Origin of the sequence: Gordonia asplenii (assembly GCF_012933505.1) — a bacterium.
GTDB lineage: Bacteria > Actinomycetota > Actinomycetes > Mycobacteriales > Mycobacteriaceae > Gordonia > Gordonia asplenii.
In genome coordinates this window covers 1-16,812 of sequence record NZ_JABBNB010000013.1, presented here as the reverse complement: position 1 = coordinate 16,812, position 16,812 = coordinate 1, and the positions used below count along the sequence as shown (strand labels likewise).

Annotated in this window: 17 protein-coding genes; 3 read left to right on the top strand and 14 right to left on the bottom strand. The window is 66.1% G+C overall.

All coding sequences use genetic code 11. From position 1 onward, the window contains the following. Positions 1 to 2: 2 nt before the first annotated feature. The 3 genes from HH308_RS13730 to HH308_RS13720 are packed head-to-tail and all read right to left on the bottom strand — an operon-like array spanning position 3 to position 2,479. On the bottom strand, positions 3 to 815 hold the full coding sequence (locus HH308_RS13730) for an enoyl-CoA hydratase/isomerase family protein (protein ID WP_170194785.1): 813 nt from the start codon (positions 813 to 815) through the stop codon (positions 3 to 5). 41 nt (positions 816 to 856) lie between these two features. Continuing rightward, a complete protein-coding gene (locus HH308_RS13725) occupies positions 857 to 1,663 on the bottom strand; it encodes an enoyl-CoA hydratase/isomerase family protein (RefSeq protein WP_170194784.1) in 807 nt (268 codons plus the stop codon). Positions 1,664 to 1,696: 33 nt separating this feature from the next. Then, positions 1,697 to 2,479 carry an enoyl-CoA hydratase/isomerase family protein gene (locus tag HH308_RS13720; protein WP_170194783.1) on the bottom strand — a complete coding sequence of 261 codons (783 nt, stop codon included), beginning with the start codon at positions 2,477 to 2,479 and terminating at the stop codon, positions 1,697 to 1,699. A 232-nt stretch (positions 2,480 to 2,711) separates the two neighbouring features. Here HH308_RS13720 and HH308_RS13715 point away from each other — a divergent pair, with 232 nt between their 5' ends. Beyond that, a complete protein-coding gene (locus HH308_RS13715) occupies positions 2,712 to 3,425 on the top strand; it encodes a FadR/GntR family transcriptional regulator (protein ID WP_246284597.1) in 714 nt (237 codons plus the stop codon). Positions 3,426 to 3,624: 199 nt separating this feature from the next. Here the strand turns inward: HH308_RS13715 and HH308_RS13710 are convergent, their stop codons facing one another. The 11 genes from HH308_RS13710 to HH308_RS13660 all read right to left on the bottom strand — a co-directional run bounded on the left by HH308_RS13710 (position 3,625) and on the right by HH308_RS13660 (position 15,573). Beyond that, positions 3,625 to 4,731: an LLM class flavin-dependent oxidoreductase gene (locus HH308_RS13710; RefSeq protein WP_170194782.1), complete on the bottom strand. Its 1,107-nt coding sequence runs from the start codon at positions 4,729 to 4,731 to the stop codon at positions 3,625 to 3,627. Between the two features lie 3 nt (positions 4,732 to 4,734). Continuing rightward, positions 4,735 to 5,493 (bottom strand): SDR family NAD(P)-dependent oxidoreductase, encoded by a 759-nt coding sequence (locus tag HH308_RS13705; RefSeq protein ID WP_170194781.1) that lies wholly within the window; start codon positions 5,491 to 5,493, stop codon positions 4,735 to 4,737. Next, complete coding sequence (locus tag HH308_RS13700; protein WP_170194780.1) at positions 5,490 to 6,758, bottom strand: acetyl-CoA hydrolase/transferase family protein; 1,269 nt, start codon at positions 6,756 to 6,758, stop codon at positions 5,490 to 5,492. The genes HH308_RS13705 and HH308_RS13700 overlap by 4 nt, the downstream gene beginning before the upstream one ends. Next, positions 6,755 to 7,957: a thiolase family protein gene (locus HH308_RS13695; protein ID WP_170194779.1), complete on the bottom strand. Its 1,203-nt coding sequence runs from the start codon at positions 7,955 to 7,957 to the stop codon at positions 6,755 to 6,757. Before HH308_RS13695 ends, HH308_RS13700 begins: the two co-directional genes overlap by 4 nt. A gap of 1 nt (position 7,958) precedes the next feature. Then, complete coding sequence (locus tag HH308_RS13690; protein WP_170194778.1) at positions 7,959 to 8,756, bottom strand: SDR family NAD(P)-dependent oxidoreductase; 798 nt, start codon at positions 8,754 to 8,756, stop codon at positions 7,959 to 7,961. Beyond that, positions 8,756 to 9,922, bottom strand: a complete 1,167-nt coding sequence (locus HH308_RS13685) for an acyl-CoA dehydrogenase family protein (protein WP_170194777.1) — start codon at positions 9,920 to 9,922, stop codon at positions 8,756 to 8,758. The genes HH308_RS13690 and HH308_RS13685 overlap by 1 nt, the downstream gene beginning before the upstream one ends. Before the next feature lie 67 nt (positions 9,923 to 9,989). Then, complete coding sequence (locus tag HH308_RS13680; protein WP_170194776.1) at positions 9,990 to 11,042, bottom strand: acyl-CoA dehydrogenase family protein; 1,053 nt, start codon at positions 11,040 to 11,042, stop codon at positions 9,990 to 9,992. A gap of 21 nt (positions 11,043 to 11,063) precedes the next feature. Beyond that, positions 11,064 to 13,016, bottom strand: coding sequence for an AMP-binding protein (locus HH308_RS13675; protein ID WP_170194775.1), 1,953 nt, complete (start codon positions 13,014 to 13,016; stop codon positions 11,064 to 11,066). After that, a complete protein-coding gene (locus tag HH308_RS13670) occupies positions 13,016 to 13,888 on the bottom strand; it encodes an HpcH/HpaI aldolase/citrate lyase family protein (RefSeq protein WP_170194774.1) in 873 nt (290 codons plus the stop codon). Before HH308_RS13670 ends, HH308_RS13675 begins: the two co-directional genes overlap by 1 nt. Then, positions 13,885 to 14,340: a MaoC family dehydratase gene (locus tag HH308_RS13665; protein WP_170194773.1), complete on the bottom strand. Its 456-nt coding sequence runs from the start codon at positions 14,338 to 14,340 to the stop codon at positions 13,885 to 13,887. The genes HH308_RS13670 and HH308_RS13665 overlap by 4 nt, the downstream gene beginning before the upstream one ends. 39 nt (positions 14,341 to 14,379) lie before the next feature. Beyond that, positions 14,380 to 15,573 carry an acyl-CoA dehydrogenase family protein gene (locus HH308_RS13660; RefSeq protein ID WP_170194772.1) on the bottom strand — a complete coding sequence of 398 codons (1,194 nt, stop codon included), beginning with the start codon at positions 15,571 to 15,573 and terminating at the stop codon, positions 14,380 to 14,382. A gap of 65 nt (positions 15,574 to 15,638) precedes the next feature. Between HH308_RS13660 and HH308_RS13655 the strand changes: the two genes are divergently transcribed. Then, positions 15,639 to 16,103: an FAS1-like dehydratase domain-containing protein gene (locus HH308_RS13655; protein ID WP_170194771.1), complete on the top strand. Its 465-nt coding sequence runs from the start codon at positions 15,639 to 15,641 to the stop codon at positions 16,101 to 16,103. Further along, the gene (locus HH308_RS13650) at positions 16,100 to 16,507 is read left to right on the top strand and encodes a MaoC family dehydratase (protein WP_170194770.1); all 408 of its coding nucleotides are present in this window, start codon (positions 16,100 to 16,102) and stop codon (positions 16,505 to 16,507) included. Before HH308_RS13655 ends, HH308_RS13650 begins: the two co-directional genes overlap by 4 nt. Positions 16,508 to 16,812 lie beyond the last annotated feature (305 nt).

The following is a 16,812-nucleotide window of genomic DNA, read 5'->3' as shown; positions in this document are numbered from 1 at the left end:
ATTCACGCCCCGGTGAAGATCGGAGCACGCTTCTCGGTGTACGCCGCCAGCGCTTCGGGCATGTCGTCGGTGCGGGTCAGCAGCGCCTGGCCGCGGTTCTCCAACTCCAACGCCGCTTCATACGAACCGATTTCACCGTTGCGCTGGATCGCGCGCTTGGACATGCGCACGCCACCGGGCGAATTCTGCGCGATCTGTCGCGCCATCGCCAGTGCCTCGTCGAGCAGGGAGTCGGAGTCGACGATCCGGTTGACGAGGCCGATGCGCAGGGCCTCGTCTGCATGAACAATGCGTGCGGTGAAACCGATTTCGGCCGCGCGGGCCGGACCGACCAGTCGCGCCAAGTTGTACGAGGTGCCGAGCTCACCGATGGACAGGCCGACCTTGACGAAGGCCGCGCTCATCTTCATCGTCGGCGCGGCGAGCCGGATGTCGGCGGCGAGGGCGAGCGCGAAGCCACCGCCGGTCGCCGGTCCGTGCACAGCCGCGATGACTGGGAACGGTAGATGGCGAATCGACTGGATACCGCCGGTCGCCGTCTCCTGGAACTTGAGGAAGTCGCGCACGCCCATCTCGGTGATGACGTGGATCTCGTCGAGGTCGAAGCCCGCGCAGAAGGCGCGATCTCCACTTCCGGTCACGATGAGCGCCCGTAATCCGCTGTCGCGCAAGGCGCGTCCGGCCGCCAGATACTCACCGAACATCTCCACGGTCTGGGAGTTCATCCGCTCCGGACGGTTCATCGCCAGGACGCCGACCCCCGGTTCGGCTTCGGTGAACGTCAGGGTCTCCAGCTCGGGGAAATCGATGGTCATGTGTGGTCTCTGTTTCGTCTGGGGTCGGGTCGTCGCTGTTCTCAGTTGCCCCGGAATACCGGCGGGCGCTTCTCCTTGAAGGCGGCCAATGCCTCGGCCATGTCCCGGCTTCGGGTCAACAGCGCCTGTCCGCGATTCTCCAATTCTATTGCGGCGGCATAGGATCCGACTTCGAGATTGGCCTGCAGCGCACGCTTCGACAGTTGCACGCCGCCCGGGGAATTGGCGACGATCTGCTCGGCGAGTGCTACGGCATCACCGACCGGGTCCTCGGCCATCGAGTTCGCGAGTCCGAGTTCGACGGCTTCGGTCGCATCGACCGCGCGGCCGGTGAAGCAGATCTCGCTGGTCTTGGCGGGGCCGATCAGTCGCGTCAACAGCCACGACGTTCCGAGGTCGCCTGCCGACAGTCCGATCTTGACGAACGCCGCGTTGAACTTCGCCGCCGGGCCGGCGATGCGGATGTCAGCCGCCAGCGCGAGTGCCATGCCCCCGCCTGCCGCCGGTCCGTTGACGGCGCCGATCACCGGCACTCGCATGCTCCGAACCGCGGACAACGCCCGCGCGGCCCGCTCCTGCTGGTCGAGCATGCCCAACGCACCCAGGTTGGGCAGGTCCTCGGCGTCGGCGAGGTCATAGCCCGAACAGAACGCCTTGCCCGCCCCGGTGACGATCACCACTCGCACGTCGTCCTCGGAGTCGAGGTCCCACGCGAGTCTCTCCAGCTCCAGGAACATGGTGTTGGTCATGGCGTTGTATCGCTCGGGCCGATTCAGCGTCACCACGATGATGCCGGGCTTGCACTCGTCGACGACGAGGGTCTCGAAAGTCTTCTCCAGAGTCTTCACGGGGGCAGTCCTCTTGGTTCGGTCGGTGAGCGATCAGGCGAATCGAGGCGGGCGCTTCTCGACGAATGCCGTGATGCCCTCGGCCGCCTCGCCGTCTTCGAACAATGATTGTTCTTGCGCCACTTCGTATTCGGCGCCGTCGACGAACGGCTGGTCGAAGGCCGCGTCGACGGTGCGGACGACGGCGAGTTGCGCGGGCAACGACGCGCCGGCCATCTGCCCGGCGAAGTCGAGGGCGGCCGGGAGAACATCGCCGTCGGTAAGCCGATCGACGAGTCCGATCCGAAATGCCTCGTCGGCCGGAACCTGACGGGCGGTCAGCATGATATCGAGGGCTCGACCCCGGCCCACCAGTCGTGGAAGGCGTTGGGTGCCGCCGGCACCGGGAATCAGGCCGATCTTGACCTCTGGCAGACCGAACCTGCCGTTCCTACCGGACACGCGCAGCGTCGCAGCCATCGCGAGTTCCAGACCGCCACCGAGAGCGAGTCCGTCGACAGCGGCGATCGAAATCCACGGCGCAGCTGCGAGCCGGTCGTTGACCGAGCGCATCTTGTCGCCGTACTCGGTGAAGCTCGCCGCGTCGATGGTGTCCAGATGCTTGATGTCGGCACCCGCGGCGAAGAACCCGGGAAGCGCCGACGTCACGATCATCACCTTGACGTCGCCTGCCTTCTCCGCGGCGTCCATGGCCGAGTGCAGACCGTCGAGCAGTGCGACACCGAGTGCGTTGGCCGGCGGTCGAGCCATGGTCACCACCACGACGCCGGGTGCGGCATTCTCCCAGGTGACAACTTCATCGGGCTTCTCGGCCATCTGTCCTCTTTCGTCGACCATCCTCAACTTGGAAGCTATCCGAACGCTGTCAATGAGTCAATGATTATTTTGGTCAGTCCAATAGTAGTTTCTGTCTCCCGTGCGCCATACACGCAGGACAGCCCGGAGTCCTGATACCTTAGGTATGACCATATGTATCTGAAAGCAGGGAACAATGCCGCAGGCGCAATCTTCGACCACGGTGTCGCGTCATCCGGTTCGACTCGAACCGATGCAGGTGCCCAAGGCCTCCGACGTGCTCGCCAACGATCTGCGCGAGCGCATCCTGCGCGGAGACTTCCCATCCGGCACGGCGCTTCCACCGGAACGCGAACTCGTCACACAGACCCGAATGAGCCGGACCACCGTGCGCGAGGCGCTGCGCATCCTGGAGGTGCAGGGGCTCGTCGTCATCAAGACCGGACGGTCGGGCGGCGCATTCGTGCAGCAGCCCGACGGCGGGTCGGTGGCGTCGTCGGTGAGTCTGCTCATCCGCGGACAGCAACTGCGGCTGACCGCCCTGCTGGAGACCCGCGAAGCGATCGAACCGGCGTGCGCCTCCTTGGCTGCCAAGTACCGCACCGACGACGACCTCGCCGCCATGGATGCCGCCAACGCGATCGTCGGCGACCTGAGCATCTCGCTGGACGCGTTCCTCAAGGCGAATGTGGACTGGCACCTCGCGGTGGCCACGGCGAGCCACAACGAGCTGCTGACCGGTTTCATGACCGCGTTGTCGAACGCGATCTACTCCTCGACCGAGAACACCGCCTTCGTCGACGAGGACGTGCGAAAGACGACGTTCCGGGCGCACAAGACGATTACCGACGCGATTCGCGCCGGCGACCCCGCTGCCGCGACCCGGCGGATGACCAAGCACGTACACGGCTACGCCGAGGCCGTCGTGCAGGTGGAAGAACGCACCGAAATCGATATCGCCGAGTAGTCCGAGCGGTGCCCTCGCTCGTCGAGCGTCTTACTTACGCAAGGGGTTTCGGCGTGGCCGGGTAGCTCGGCTCACGGACCCCTCGTTACACCGAAGCTCGCAAGCTCGCCTCGGCACTCGGGGAGCGAGGGGTCGCCTCGGCACTCGGCCTGGATTCACCGACGGCAGGCCCTATCCGCTGGTTGAGCCGTGAGGAGCGTTAGCGACGAACGTGTCGAAACCACGGTGAGGGTGCCATCGGCAGCTCCGTCTCAACCAGCGAAGGGGCCGCCGTCGCGAAGTGCGTCCGCAGGCCGTCGAGGATGTGCAGGTTCGTCGCCCTGGTCTGCTCCGGCGTCAGTCCCCATGGCGGCGCGATGAGGTCCAGATGATCGAAGCCGTCCGGTATCCGGGCCACGGCATCGGCGAAATCGCCTGGGCGGCAGGCTATTGCGATGGTATCGATCATGTCGTCGGTGACTGCGGCGATCACTGCGGCGTCGTCTCGGTCGCGCGCCGCGGCCCGTATCCGGTCCTGCTCGGCACTCCACCCGTGCAATGCGAACAACCGGTCGTAGACCCTCGACGCCGCATACTGTCCGATGGCGTAGGCAGCCTGCCGCCGGGCCGTTTCCTCGTCGTCGTCGATCGCGCACATCCTGATACCCATGATCGTGACGTCGCCCGGATCCCGTTGCGCGAGTGCGGCGCCCGCGGCGATCTCGTCGGCCACCGGCCCGCGCACATAGTCCGCGGTGTACATGGGGTGCCCGACGAGCCCATCGGCGTGCTGACCCGCGGTGCGCAGCATCAGCCTGTTGACGCCCGCAATCCAGATAGGGATCTCCGGGCGAACCGGCTCGGTCACATCCGACGTCGGCGTCAAATGCACGTGGTAGAACCGGCCGTCGTGATGCACCGGTCCCTCGTGCAGATGCCACAGCGCACGCAGCACGGTGACCAGTTCGGCCATTCGTGCCGCGGGTGCCTCGCCGCTCACTCCGTGCCACGCCTCCATCATCTTCGGAGTTCCGTTGCCGAGCCCGAGAATGATTCGCCCACCGGACAATTCGTCGAGATCGCGGGCTTCGGCCGCCCAGATCAGCGGACTCCGCCCAACCCCATAGGCGATATTCGACCCGATGGCGATGCGTGAGGTACCCGCCGCGATCGCTGCCATCGGGATGGTCGCCGACCGACTGTAGAGCTCGCTGGTCCACACCGCGGCACAACCGATTTCCTCGGCCTGTGCCGCCAAGCGCGCCATCGACTCGAAGCGCGCCGCGCCGGTACCGACCCCGAAGGCATTGACTCCGAACGTCGTCATGTCCTAGGCCATCGTCAGTCCGCCGCTGACGGACAGGGTCTGGCCGGTGATGTACCCGGCCTCGTCGGAGGCGAAGAACGCGACCGCTGCGGCGATATCCGCCGGCTGCGCGAGGCGTTTCATCGGCACCGCACGGGTCATGCCGCTGAGCACCTTGTCGGCGTCCTGACCGGAGTTGTCGGCGAACTTGCGCAGCGCGGGCGTGTCCGTCGGGCCAGGGCACACGGTATTGGCGGTGACGCCCTTGGTCGCGACCTCACGGGCCAGCGTCTTGGTGAAGGCGATGGTGCCGCCCTTCGCACCGGAGTACACGGCCTCCAACGACGACCCCACCCGCCCGGCGTCGGACCCGATGTTGATGACCCGGCCGAAGCCGCGCTCGATCATTCCGGGCACGACAGCGTGATTCACGCGTAACGACCCCTTGAAATTGATGTCGAGGATCTTGTTCCAGAAATCCTCGTCGGTCTCCAGGAACGTCATGAAGTCGTCCCAGCCCGCATTGTTGACGGCGATCTCGACCGGGCCGAGTTCGGCGGCGACCTGTTCGACGGCGGCTCGCACCGATACGGTGTCGGTGACGTCGATCGCAACGGCGATCGCCTCGCCGCCCGCGGCCCCGATCTCCTTCGCGACCTGTTGTGCCGCTTCGAGATTCAAGTCGGCGACGGCGACCCGGAAGCCCTTCTCGCCCAAGGTCCGCGAGATTCCCTCGCCGATTCCCGCGGCTCCGCCGGTGACGAGTGCTACTCGATTGCTCATGTGTGGGTTCCTTTCAATGATGGGAAGGACAACGATGGGAAGGCCGCTTTGACCGATCGTTGCAGGTCGTCGCGGAATTGCGGCGCGGCCACCGCGATCAGCCGTCGACGACGTTCGGCGAGGGGTTGACCCCGCAGATGCGCGATGCCGTATTCGGTGACGACGCAGTCGACGTCGGCGCGCGCGGTGGTCACGACTCCTTCGTCGAGGCCGAACTTGATCGACGACCGCCCGCGCATCGTCGAGCGCAGGGCGATGATAGACCGCTTGCCGGTGAGTGCCGCGGCCCGAGCGAAGTCGACCTGTCCCCCGACCGCACCGAGGTAGGTGCCCTGACTGACTTCGGCCCCGACCTGCCCGGTGAGGTCGACTTCGATGGCGAAGTTGACCGCGACCAATGTGGTCAGTTGCGAAAGTACTTGCGGCGCATGCGTATAGCTCGTCGGCCGGAACAGCAACGGCAAATCCGCGACGCGCCGGTACAGCTCGGCCGACCCCAGCGCGGTGCCGGCGACCGACACCCCGGCGTCGATCTGCTTGCGGGCTCCGGTGACCACGCCCTTGTCGATGAGCGTCATGACGCCCTCCGGAATCATTCCGGTGTGGATGCCGAGGTCGCTGTGGCCCGACAATGCGTCGAGCACCGCCGCGCCGGTGGATCCGATGCCGACCTGAACGGTGTCGCCGTCGTCGACGAGAGTCGCGATGTTGGCGGCTATCGCACGGTCGACCTCCCCCGCCGGCCGGCTCGACTCCTCTTGCAGCGGCCGATCGGTGGTGGTTGTCGCGGTGAAGCGGCTCAACGCGATACGCGGCGATCCGGGCACCGCCGGCATCTGCTCGTTGATCTCGGCGAAGAGCAGCCGGGTGTGATCGACGGCGTCGGCCACGTAGTCGACGCCGATGCCCAGCGAACACATGCCGTGCTCGTCGGGCGGTGACACCTGAACGAGCCCCGCGTCGGCCGGCAAGCGATGTTCGGCGAACATCCGCGGCAGTGCCGAATAGTGGCACGGCACGACGTCGAGTTGGTCGGTCGCCCCGAGGTGTCGTAGCGAGCCGAGGCCGCCGTAGGAGACCATCGTGTCCGACGGCGAGATGGCCGCTGCCAGTTGATCGTTCCAGGACAGACCGGTGAACAGGCGCAGCGGACCGAGCTGGGGCGCCTGCTCTAGCAATGCGTCGACGAGCGGCCGCGGTTCGGCCGCCGCCTGACTCCACCACACTCCCGCACCCGGTGACAGGTGCTCGCCGAAGTCGATCATTCCTCGACTCGCTCGATGAGCGTTGCGGTGCCGAGCCCGCCGCCGCAGCACATGGTGACCAGTCCGAGGTGGCCCTCGCGCCGCTCCATCTCCGCCAGAACGGTCGCGATGAGGCGCGCGCCGGTGGCGCCGACGGCATGTCCGAGCGCGATGGCACCGCCGTTGACGTTGACTCGGTCTTCGTCGGGTTTGAGCTCACGCTGCCACGCGAGGACTACCGAGGAGAAGGCCTCGTTCACCTCGAACAGGTCGATGTCGGTGACGTCGAGTCCGTTGCGCTGCAAGATCTTGCGGGTGGCGGGGATCGGCCCGGTCAGCATGATGATCGGGTCGACGCCGACGGTGGTCTGATCGGCGATGCGTGCCCGGATTCGTAATCCGTTGCGCTGCGCGGCTTCTCGCGTACACAGCAGGACTGCTGCAGCACTGTCGCAGATCGGGCTCGACGTCCCCGCGGTGATGCGTCCATGCTCCGCACGGAAGACCGGCTCGAGTGCACCGAGTGTCTCGACGGTGGTGCCCGGCCGGATCGTCTGGTCGGCGGTCCGCAGCTGCCCGTCGAGTTCCATCGGCACCATCTCGGCGACGAAGCGACCGTCGCGAGCCGCGGCGTCGGCGAGTGTATGTGAACGGACGGCGAACTCGTCCATCTCCGTCCGCGAGATATCCCAGCGTTCGGCGATGAGTTCGGCGCTCTCGCCCTGCGTGACGAAGTCGTATCGAGCGCGCAGTTCGTCCGGCCACGGTTGTCCGTAGAGCTCGCTGATCTTGGCGGGCGAATTCATCGGCACATGCCCCATGTGTTCGACGCCGCCGGCGATCACGATGTCGTGGACTCCCGAAGAGACAAGCGCCGCAGCGAAATTCACCGCTGTCTGCGCCGATCCGCAGCGCCGGTCGAGGGTGGTGGCCGGAGTTTCGGGCGGATAACCCGCTTGGAGCCAGGCATTGCGCCCGATATTGCGGGACTGCTCGCCGAACGGCGCGGTGCAACCGATGACGAGGTCCTCGACGAGGGCGGGCGGCAGGCCCGTGCGGCCGATCAGATCGGTGTAGCAGGCCGCCAGCATCGCGTTGGGGTGCGTGTCGCGGAACCAGCCCTTCGCGGGGTGCGACTTGCCGATCGGTGTGCGCACCGCCTCGGCGACGACCACCTCGCGACCGGCGTCGACGAACGGCCCCGATACTCTGCGAACCATCTCAGATCACCGTTCCGCCGTCGACCGGCAAGATCTGGCCGGTGATGTAGCCGGCGGCGTCGGAGGCGAGAAAGACGAAACTCGATGCGATCTCGGCCGGGTATGCCCAGCGCCCCAATGGAATTCGCTCCAGCGTCTTCGCCGCGAGTTTCTCGTTGGCGCGGATGCTGGCGGTCATGGCGGTGGCGGCCAACGGCGCCACGGCGTTGACGGTGACCGCCTGTCGGGCCAGCTCGCGGGCGAGTGATTTGGTGAGCCCGATGATGGCGGCCTTGGCCGCACCGTAGTTGGCCTGGCCGATGGTGCCGACCAGTCCGGCGGCCGACGTCACGTTGATGATGCGTCCGGTGCCGTCGGCCGGAAGATGTTGCAGCGCAGCATGACTGCAGTGATAACTGCCCATCAAGTGGGTGTCGAGCACCTTACGGAAGCGGTCCTCGTCCATCTTGGGGAACATGGCGGGCGCGATCACGCCCGCGTTGTTCACCAGGATGTGCAGGGTGCCGCCACCGAGTTCGGCGGCCGCGGCCACCGCGTCGCGCGCATCAGCGCCGACGCAGACGTCGAGTGCGTACGGTTGTGCGATTCCGCCCGCCGCGACGATGCGATCGCTGACCTGCGCGGCCGCGTCCTTGTCGATGTCGGTGACCAGTACCTTGGCGCCCACCGCGGCGAAGGCTTCGGCGACGGCGGCACCGACGCCGCCGCCCGCGCCGGTGATCATCGCGGTGCGACCGGCCAGCGAGAAGACGTTCAGTCCGGCCGGTGGTGCGGCGGGGACGAGAGAGTCAGCGGTCATCAGTAGCTCCTGGGGAGGCCGAGGACGTGCGAGCCGAGATAGTTGAGGATCATCTCCTGACTGATCGGCGCAATCCGGGTCAAGCGTGCCTCGCGGAAGTAGCGCGCGACGTTGTATTCCTCGGAGTAGCCCATCCCGCCATGTGTCTGCAATGCGCGGTCGGCGGCTTCGAAACCGGCGTCGGCGCACAGATACTTCGCGGTGTTCGCCTCACGGCCGCACGGCTTTCCGTTGTCGTAGAGCCAGGTGGCCTTGCGCAGCATGAGTTCCGCGGCGTCGAGCCGAGCAAGCGAATCCGCCAGCGGGAACTGGATCCCCTGGTTCTTGCCGATCTGTCGTCCGAATACCTCTCGCTCGTTGCCGTAGCGGACGCCGGCGCGCAGCGCGGCGCGTCCGATGCCGAGCGCTTCGGCGGCGACCAGGCAACGCTCCGGGTTGAGGCCGTCGAGGATGTAGGTGAACCCCTTGCCCTCTTCGCCGACCCGATCCTCGACGGGGATCTCCAGACCGTCGATGAACAGTTCGTTCGACGTCACCGCGTTGCGGCCCATCTTCTTGATCGGGCGGATGTCGACCTTGTCGCGGTCGAGATCGGTCAGGAACAAGGTCAGACCGTCGGTCTTACGCGGCGAGTCGTCGAACTTGGTGGTCCGCGTCAGCAGCAGAATCTTCTCTGACTCAACGGCTTTGGAGATCCACACCTTGCGTCCGTTGACGATGTACTTGTCGCCGTCGCGCTTGGCGAAGGTGGTGATCCGCGTCGTGTCGAGGCCCGCGCCCGGCTCGGTGACCCCGAAGCAGACGTGCAGGTCGCCGTTGACGATTCGCGGCAGGGTACGGCGCTTGAGTTCTTCGCTGCCATGGACGATCACCGGATGCATTCCGAAGATCGACAGATGCATCGAGCTGGCGCCGTTCATCCCGGCACCGGATGCGGCGACCTGTTCGAGGATGATCGACGCCTCGGTGATTCCGAATCCGTGGCCACCGTATTCCTCCGGTGTGGTGATCCCCAGCCAGCCGCCTTCGGCGAAAGCGTCGTAGAACTCCCGTGGGAATTCATGCTTTTCGTCCTTCTCCTGCCAGTACTGATCGTCGAACTTGGCAGCGAGCTCGGTGACCGCGTCACGAATCGTGAGTTGGTCGTCGGTCAATTCAAAATCCACGTCGTCTCTCCGTCCCTACTGTCTGAACTATATCAATGGACTGACCAAATGTCGATACGGTTCTTCGCTATCCCGTCTGATCGAGCAGCACGTGCGCGATGCGCTCGTTCCACGCCGCAGGCGTCCCGAACAGGACACGGTCGAGCTTGGCCCGCTTGTAGAACAGATGCAGGTCGTGTTCCCAGGTGTAGCCGATGGCCCCGTGCACGGTCAGCGCCGAATCTGCCAGGTCCGCAACCGTCTTGGTCACTTGCGCCTTGGCGACGGCGGCGATCGTCGGCGCGTCGGGGAGGTCGGCGTCGATGGCCGCGGCGGCGTACAACACCGACGAATAGGCTGCCTCGACGGTCACCAGCATCTGCGCCGCAGCATGTTTGACGGCTTGGAAGGAACCGATCAGCTGCCCGAACTGCTTGCGCTGCTTGCTGTAGTCGACCGCGAGGTCGAGCATGCGTTCGGCAGCACCCAGCGCATCCGCGGCGACCAGAACGCCCGCCAGTGCCGAGACCCGCTCGAGGGCCGCCGCTGGTAGGTCGGTCGTGGCTCCGGGCGGTGCATCGGCCAAAGTAACCGTCGCCGTCGCGCGCGATCGGTCGAGCAGGTCGTCGTCGTCGATCTGCACTTTCGCGGCGTCGACCCGCGCGAGCACCGGGCCGTCGGGACCCATTGTCGGCACGAGGAATACGCCTGCGTCGCGGGCTGCGAGGACATGCGGTATCCGCCCGGTCAGCGGCGTCCTCGTCGTGGCCGTCGAGTCGGGCACACGGTCGACGCGCACCGCCAGGACATGGGCGACCTCTCCGCTCACCTGCGCGCCGCGCTCGGCGTCGGTGAGCAACGGCGCCACGATCGCGCCCGCGAGCCAGCGAGCGTCGGGTACCGCGGCTCGGCCGAATTCTCTTGCCGCCAAGGCAAGTTCGAGTACTCCTCCCCCTTGGCCGCCGATCGCTTCGGGATAGCCGACGCCCCACCAGCCTTCCGATATCAGCGCGCCGCCAAAGCCGTCGGAGGATCGGTGTGCGGTCAACTCCCGGACCTTGTCGGTCGGAAACTTCGCGTCGATCCATTCGCGCAGCGAGGCGGCGAAAAGCTCCTGCTCCTCGGACAATTGCCAATGCATGTTCGTCTCCTTGATCCGCGGCTAGTTCTCGACGTCGGCGCCGTGCACGACGTCACGGATCGCGTCGACGGCTTCGGGGTTCTCGGCGCCGGACAGGTCGCCGGGGTCGGTGCCCATCACCGCGGCCCGCACCGCGCGCCGCAGGATTTTCGCCGACCGAGTCTTCGGCAATGCCTGGACCGCCCACACTTTCGACGGCGCGAACGGCTTGCCGACGCCGGTCGCGACGAGCTCGCGCAATTGCTGTGACACGCCGTCGATGTCCGCACCGGGCCGCGGTACCCAGAAGGCCCACACCGATTCACCCTTCGACGCATCGGGGATGCCGACCGCGGCGGCCTCCGCGACGGACGGATGAGTGGTCAGCACCGATTCCACCTCCGCAGGCGCCAAGCGCTTACCGGCGACGTTCATCACGTCATCGGAGCGGCCCAGGATGTACCACTGCCCGTCGTCGACCAATGCGAAGTCGCCGTGGCACCACATTCCGACGAACGCGGTCCAGTAAGCCGCCAGGTAACGCTCGCGGTCGTGCCACACGCCACGGGTCATCGCCGGCCACGGCTGCCGGCACACGAGCTCACCGATGCTGCCGCGCAACGGATTTCCATCGTCGTCGACGACGTCGACATCCATTCCCAGCGACGGTCCGCCGAGTGAACAACTCGGGATCGACTCGACCGGGTAGGGCGCAAGGAATGACCCGCCCACTTCGGTGCCGCCGGAGAAGTTGATGACCGGCACACGCTCACCGAACACGTCGCGGGCGAGCCAGTCGTAGGAATCGGGATCCCACGGTTCGCCGGTAGACCCGAGGACGTGAACCGAACTCAGATCGCGCTGCGCGATCGCGCCGAGATCGGTGGCGTTGAGCGCGCGGATCAACGTCGGCGAGACGCCGAGCATCGTGATGCGGTGGCGCTCGACGAGGTCCCAGAGCCGGGTGGTGTCGGGTACGTCCGGTGACCCCTCGTAGAGGAGCAGCGCCGCGCCGTTGGCGTGGGTGCCGAAAGCTGCGAGCGGCCCCATGATCCAGCCCATGTCGGTGATCCAGCAGAAGACGTCTCCGGACTTGACGTCGAACGAATACGCCACCTCGCTCGCCACCTTCACGGTGAACCCGGCATGGGAGTGTACCGCGCCCTTGGGTTTGCCCGTGGTGCCCGAGGTGTAGCCGAGCAGGAGGGTCTGCATCGCGGGGAACGCGGTGAACTCGATCGGTTCGCGAGTAACGTCGATCAACGTCGACCACGGCGTCGGCGTGATGCCCGTCGTCGCGAAATCAGTTGGCGCGCCGATGTTGTCGACGGTGACGACGGCGCGCACCGTCGGGCATTGACGCAGCGCGACGACGAGTTCGGCGGCCATCGGCACCGTACGGCCGCGTCGAACGGTGCCGTCGGCGACGATCACGGCTTTACATTCGGCGTCGTTGAGCCGCGACGCGATCGCAGGTGCGGCGAAACCGGAGAACAGCGGCACCAGAATCGCGCCGATGCCCGCCACCGCATAGCAGGACACCACCGCCTCCGGGATCATCGGCAGATACAATGCGACCGCGTCGCCTTCGCCGATGCCGAGGTCGCGCAATCCGGCCGCCGCAGCCGCGACCCGACTGGCCAGTTCGCCGTAGGTCAGTGTCCTGATCGACTGGTCTTCCGCCTCGTGGATGACCGCGGGTCGATCCGCTCCCTCGTCGAGCCAGCGTTCGACGCACGCCGACACGACGTTGAAGGTGCCGTCGACGAACCACTCCGGAAATTCGATGCCCGCGGTGGTGTCGAGGACCGACGTATACGGTGCGGCGAACGGAATGCCCAGGTCAGTCACCGCGGCGTCCCAGTACCAAGCGACGTCGGCGGTCGAACGTGCGCGGAGCTCGTCGATCCCCGCCGCACCGTGCGCCCGCGCCAACCGCGTGACATTGGCGCCCTCGATGTACTCCGGCGTCGGATTCCAGACATAGCCGGTCATCAGAACCCCTCAGTCAGTGTCAATACCTGCCGCGCTTGTTTGAGGTGAGGCGCGTCGAGCATCTTGCCGTCGAGCGCGACTGCACCGTCGACAGTCGACTCGAATGCGGCGACCACACGCCGCGCGAACTCGACCTCGGCGTCGGTCGGAGTGAACGCGGCGTTGATGGTCTCGACCTGTGCGGGGTGGATGGCGATGCGCCCGCTGAACCCCTCCGAACGCGCCCAGCGGCAGTCCTCGGAGAGACCGTCACGATCGGCGATGTCGACGTAGAGGGTCTCTACCGCTTGTACGCCCGCGGCTTTCGCACCGAGCAGGGTCAGCGACCGCACTGTCTGGTAGGTGTGCGTCCACCGGGCGTCCCGGCCGAGATTTGTGGTCGCCCCGACGTCGGCGCTGAGATCCTCTGCGCCCCAGGTCAATCCATACAGTCGCGTCAGCCCCGCGGTACTGTACTCGCCGAGCGCGAACGGCGAGCGAGCGGTTTCGGTGGCCACCGGCAGCAGCTGCGCGCCACCGTCGACGCCGGCCGAGACCTCCAGTGCGTCGAGATAGTGACTGACTGCGAGGACGTCCGCGGGGCCGTCGACCTTCGGAATCATGATGCCCGCCAAGCGATCTGTGATGACGGTTGCCAGGTCACGCAGCGCGAGGCCCGACGTCAGCGGGTTGATCCTCACCCATAGTTGCGCTCCCGTGGCCTGCTCGGCCGTCAGGTAGGCGGCGACGAGGCCACGAGCAAACTCCTTGCGCCCCTGCGCAACCGAGTCCTCCAGGTCGAGGATCAAGGCGTCGGCCGGCGACTGCGCGGCCTTGGCAAGCTTCTTCTCGCTGTCCCCCGGGACGAAGAGGAAGGATCGCAGCGGCCTCATTCGACCGGCCTCTTGCGCTGCAGGCCCGAACGCTTGCACGACGCCACCAGCTCGTCGTGCTGGTTGTAGGCCTGATGGAGGAAGGTCACGATGCCTTGTCCGGGACGCGATTTCGACTCGCGGAGTTCCAGGACCTCGCTGGCCACGTGCACGGTGTCGCCGTGGAACAGCGGTTTGGGAAAGCGCACCTCGTCCCAGCCCAGGTTGGCGACGGCGGTGCCGAGAGTGGTATCGCCGACCGAGATCCCAACCATCAGCCCTAACGTGAAGGCGCTGTTGACGATTCGCCGGCCGAAGTCGGTGCCGCGCATGTACTCCTCGTCGAGATGGAGCAATGCGGGGTTGTGGGTCATCGCGGTGAACAAGACGTTGTCGGTCTCGGTGACCGTTCGTCGGATCGGATGTTCGAACCGCTGCCCGACGGTCAGTTCGTCGAACCATACTCCAGGCATCTAAGGTTCCTCGTTTCGTTGTGTCAGGCGTTCGTTGTGTCAGGTGCGGGGCATGCCCAGTACGCGTTCAGCGGCGATATTGCGCTGAATGAAGGTGGAGCCGCCGGCGATCGCCGTGCCCCGGGCCTGGTAGGCCAGCCGCAGCCAGCGCTGCTGGTCGGAGTCGGCCGTCTTGGGGTCGGCGGAGTCGGCCAGCCCGAACTGGCCCCCGACGTCGGACAGCTCCAGCCCGAAGTCGGCGATGTCCTCGACGAGCGGGCAGAAGTAGAGTTTGCCGATCGACGTCACCGGGCCCGGCGGTCGGCCCGATGCCGCGCCGGTGATCACCCGTTGGCCGATCAGGTAGTGGGTCAGCGACCGCCCGTAGAGGTCGGCGACGCGCTGGCGGATCTGCGGGTCGCGGCTCAGTGGAACGCCGTCGTCGTCGACGGCGTCGGCGATCTGGGTGATGAGATCACGCACCGCGCGCGTGGTGTTCACCCGCCCCGTTGCGATGCCGACACGTTCGAAAGCCAAGGTGCCCATGGCAACTCGCCACCCGCCGTCGACGTCGCCGACGACCGCGGCGTCGGGGACGAAGACGTCGTCGAGGAACACCTCGTTGAACTCGGCTTCGCCGAGCATGTGGGCGAGCGGCCGCACCGTCACACCGGCGGAGTTCATCGGCAGGAGGAAGTAGGTGATGCCCTTGTGGCGTTCGCCGCCGCCGGTGCGAGCGAGCAGAATGGCGTTGTCGGCGATCTGGGCTCGCGAGGTCCAGATCTTCTGGCCCGAAATGTGCCAGCCGCCGTCGACCTTGGTGGCCTTCGTGCGCAACGACGCGAGGTCGGAGCCGGACTCGGGTTCACTGAACAGCTGGCACCAGATCTCGTCGCCCCGCAGAATCGGCTCCAGGTAACGCTTCTTCTGCACGTCGTCACCGAAGGCGACGATCGTCGGGCCCGCGAAATCCTCGCCGATGATGTTCAGCCGGTCGGGCGCACCCGCCCGGTCCATCTCCTCGTTGAAGATCGCCTTGATCTTGGCGTCGGCACCCGCGCCGCCGAACTCCTCCGGCCACGACAATCCGGCGAACCCGGCGTCGAACAATTTTCGCTGCCAGACCGCCCAGAACCCGCGCTTGTCTTCCAACCTGGCCGGCTCCGGCCAGGGCAGGCTCGGCAGGGTCTCGGTCAGCCAATCGCGTACTCGCTGTCGGAACCGGGCCTCGTCGACCGAATCAGTCAGATCCATGAAACCTCCCAAACGATTATGGGCTAACGTTACAATAGGTCAGACCAAAAGACCAGGAGGTAAGGATGACTGCCCCACCCACCCGACATGTACCTATTGGAGGCGTCCTCGACGAGGTCGCATTCACCGTCGAGGAGGGCAAGATCGGTGAATTCGCCCGTGCCACACGCGCCACCGACGCCGTGCATACGTGCCGTCGAACGGCGCTCGACGCCGGATTGACCGGCATCGCGGCCACCCCGACGCACGTCGTCGTCGCTGGGCATCACCGCAATCAGGCGGAGTTCGTCGCCGCATTGGGGTTGGCGATCGAGCGGATCGTCGTCGGGTCGGTCGACTGGGAGTACTCCCGGCCGCTGGTCGTCGGCGATCGACTGACCGGTACGCGACGAGTCGTCGACGACACCGTCCGCGACGGACACCGTGGTGGGCGCATGCGGCTGGTCACCCTGGAGACTCGGTGGGTCGATGCCGACGGCGACGTCGTGGTGACGCAGCGCGAGGTGCTGATCGAGCGTGGTGCGAAATGAGCCGTCTACCAGTGAGTTTGAGTGTGGGTGACACCCTGGAACCGCGCGACGTCGGCCCGATCACCCAGACCGACATCGTCCGATTCGCCGGTGCCGGTGGGGATTTCAACCCGCTGCACCATGATCCCGGTTATGCGCAGGGAGCTGGGTTGTCCGGTGTGATTGCGATGGGACAGATGCAGGCCGGGATGCTCGCGTCGTGGGTGTCGGATCGTTGTCATGTCGAGCACCTGAAGTCGTATTCGGTGCGTTTCTCAGCGCCGCTGTTCATCGGCGACACGATCACTTTCGCCGGTCTGGTGGAATCCGTCTCCGATGGAATCGCAGAACTGTCGTTGTCGGCGACGGTACGCGATCGCACCGTGATCACCGGTCGCGCGCGAGTGCGCTGTGCGGTGGGATGAGGTTCGGTACCAACGGTTCGTTGTCACAGGTGGGGCTGGAGATACAAATGAGCCAGCGAATCCGCGGATTGAACGAGCGAAGCGAGTCGAAATCCCGAAGGGGGACGAATGCGTTGCAGCCCATTGCCTTTCGATGCGGGATGCGGGGAGAAACCACTATCGAGGTGACGTTACCCGCTGCTCCCCGAGTGCCGTGGTTGTCGCTCGCGACGTACTCTTCTGCTCCCCGAGAGCCGTGGTTGTCGCTCACTCCGAAACCCTCTGCTCCCCGAGTGCCGTCGACGTTGTCGGTCGTGCCGCAACCT